We start from the raw sequence: 2,903 nt of genomic DNA, 5'->3' as shown, positions 1-2,903 counted from the left end.
GGCATCAGCTGGTCGTCCCCTTCTGTTCTTTTGTTCGGGTTGGTCTGTCTCTGTTCGGTCTGCCCGGTGTTCACGAGGTGGCGGGACGGTGGCCGCGCAGGTGACTGCACGAGGGGGCGTCACACCACCGGAACACATTCATGACGGGCCTTTCCCGCCGACGGCCCGGATCAGCGGACGCCAGGTGCGGAAAATCGGAGAACGGCCGCTCGGAATGGAAAACATCTGTATCTGGGCCTGACACCGCCATACCGCCAGAACCACCGCACCGGCCGGACCGCCTCGGATGCGGGGACAGGGCCGAGAACGCCTTCACCGGGCCGAGCAGCTGGTCGAACGATGTCTTCACGGTCGCCACGCCAAGCGGTGTGCCGCGGGAGAACACCTCCCGCGGGACCGGTCAGACGGCCGAATCCTTGAGCCGCCACGCGGCTGCTGTACCGCGAACGGTGGGCGGGGAAGCCGAAAAGCGATCGTTTAGTGGCCTTGGACGGCGTGTGACCGGCTGACACCCCGTCAACAACAGAGAGAACTCGCAAGACGCGAGAAGTCAAGGTACCTTCGGGCGACAAATGCACTCTTCAGTGCCACGACTAGACCGTAGCCGAGGGTTGCGTGCAACGCAATGACACCGGCCTGCGGGGATCGCTACAGTCATCCGCGCAGGACTTGCGTATCCGGTCCCTGCCCGCACGGGCGGGCGTGTCCTGCGTTTATTGCGGACGTGTTCGCGCCGCGGTGTAGGGGGCCGCGACGTAGTGGGCCGCGATGTAGTGGGCGTTGCATCCGGTGGAGCCGCGGATGAGCAGTTCCGGGACGAGCCGGTCGAGTGCGCGGTTCGCCCCGGTCTGGGTGAGGCCAGTCAGGGTTGCGTAGTCGCCGCTGGTGATGCGTTCATGGGCGGTGAGCCAGGCTCCGACGACGTCCCGGCCGTTGGTCTGGTTGGGCCGGCGGTACGTCAGCAGTCCGCGACCGGCCAGTTCCCCGGTCGTGTCCGGATCGTCCTCCAGACGGCGGAAGACGGCGGCGGACAGCATCCAGACATCCTTGTACCGTTCGATGAGTACATCGCCGTCCATCCGGGCGGTACGGGCGATCTCAAGTGCCTCCCGCGCGTCGTCCGGGTCGGTCTGGAGAGCGCGCGCTGCATCCTCGACGGTGAGGAAAGGCCGGTGCAGCAGTTCGTAGAGGACCACGGCGATCCGCACGTCGCGTCGGCGTGCAGCCGGTTGGACCGACTCCATCAGGGACATGACCGGCAGGACCGGCGCACCACCGGTCAGCCGGGTCCGTACGTCCGGACCCGCCATCTCGGTGATCCGTGGCGGCCGGTGGCCGAGCGAGATCATTTCCCGGTACATGCGGTCCACACCGACACCCTGCTTTTCCACCAGCCGCAGCGCGCGGAAGAGATCCGACAGTGCCGGATAGCGGGCATACCTGCGGGAAAGGACGGTGTCCTGAGTGATCCCGCCGGCAAATCCGCCGGGGCTGTCCACCTCAAGAACATTGTCATGGTCGAACCAGGTGACGACGACCGGCTCCGGACGCATCCAGTCCCGGTGCACGAGCGCGTTGAGCAGGGCCTCACGGACGGAACGCGATGGGATCCGCCGCATGGGGATCTCGGCGAAGCCTCGACGGACGGTGGTCGCGCTGTTGAACGCACGAAGATCGCTTTCGACCGCGGCGAGCTGTTCGATGAGGGCCATGCCTGCCAGGTCATTCGGCGGATTGAGAACATCACCGCCGGGTACGTCGAACCGGCTCAGTTCGATGAGCGTCCGCGACGCCGGGCAGAAGAGCAGCACGCCTGCCTGGGTGAGGGCGCCGTCCGGGCGCAGGACGCCGAGCCGTCGCAGCAGTTCGGCGTCCGGCACATCGGCTGTTTCGCCGTCGTTGCTCCTGACGAGATAGCGATGGGCCACGAGCAGAGCGCCGAGGGCGACATCCGCGATCGTCCGGCCGGTCACCGCGGCCATCACATCCAGCCCGGCCCGCTCCTGCCGACGTAGCCACCACTCGGAACGGTCCACCGGAACACAATGATCGCCGACTCGCCATCGGATCTTGTGGTCGGGATCCTCGACCGGTTCACGGGTCTCGGCCACATACAGGACGAGAACCCGTTCGCCTCTCAGATGTCTGTGCTCGACGGCCGGAGCGACATCGATACGTTCGAAGATCCTGTGGCGGAGCCATTCGATGTCCAGTTCGGTGCCGGGAACCCGGCCGGTGTCATCCACGCCGAGGATGAGAGCGCCGCCACCCGGGGTGTTCGCCATGCAGGGCACCTCGCGTGCCAGCTGCTCCACCGCCTGGGGGTTCTGGCGTTCACCGGGAAGAAGGCCGCCGACCGGGCATACAACCAGCGCACGGGAGCAGGTCGGCCGGGAGCGAGCGGCCCGGCGCGGGACAATCAGGTCCTGTGCAGCCAGGTCCGGTGCGGCTGAGGCCGACCGCGAAGTACGAACCATGGATGCGCCGCGCACTGGAGATGGCGCGGGTACTGCCGGACCCGGGGGCTGGTGATCCTCCCGTCGGAGCGGTGATCTACGGTCCGGACGGGCGGGAGATCGCCGCCGCGTACCATGACCGGCAGCGCACGGCCGACCCGACCGCCCATGCGGAGATCACCGTGCTCCGGCAGGCCGGACGCGCGCTCGGAACATGGAAACTCGACGCCTGCACCCTCGTGACCACGCTCGAGCCCGGCCTGATGGCCGCCGGCGCCGTCGTCCTCGCCCGGGTGTCCCGCCTGGTCATCGGCTCGTGGGACGAGCACAACGGCGCCGTCTGCTCCCGATGGGATGTCGTGCGCGACCCGCGGCTCAACCACTTCGTCGAAGTCATCCCCGAGGTCCTCAAGGCCGAATGCGACGCGCTGCTCAACGGCTACCTCT

At 67.4% G+C, this 2,903-nt stretch carries 2 protein-coding genes; one reads left to right on the top strand and one right to left on the bottom strand.

Annotated elements, in window-relative coordinates; all coding sequences use genetic code 11:
- Positions 1-713 precede the first annotated feature (713 nt).
- Entirely contained in the window at positions 714-2,285 is a 1,572-nt protein-coding gene (locus tag DD1DGNOD_RS19330; protein ID WP_206443309.1) for a DUF5635 domain-containing protein, read from the bottom strand.
- A gap of 194 nt (positions 2,286-2,479) precedes the next feature.
- Between DD1DGNOD_RS19330 and DD1DGNOD_RS19325 the strand changes: the two genes are divergently transcribed.
- Positions 2,480-2,903: nucleoside deaminase (locus DD1DGNOD_RS19325; protein WP_131770756.1), on the top strand; the 424-nt coding region annotated here is incomplete at its 3' end.

The organism is Candidatus Protofrankia californiensis, from assembly GCF_900634765.1.
GTDB classification, from domain to species: domain Bacteria; phylum Actinomycetota; class Actinomycetes; order Frankiales; family Frankiaceae; genus Protofrankia; species Protofrankia californiensis.
This window is presented reverse-complemented; position numbering and strand designations above follow the sequence as displayed.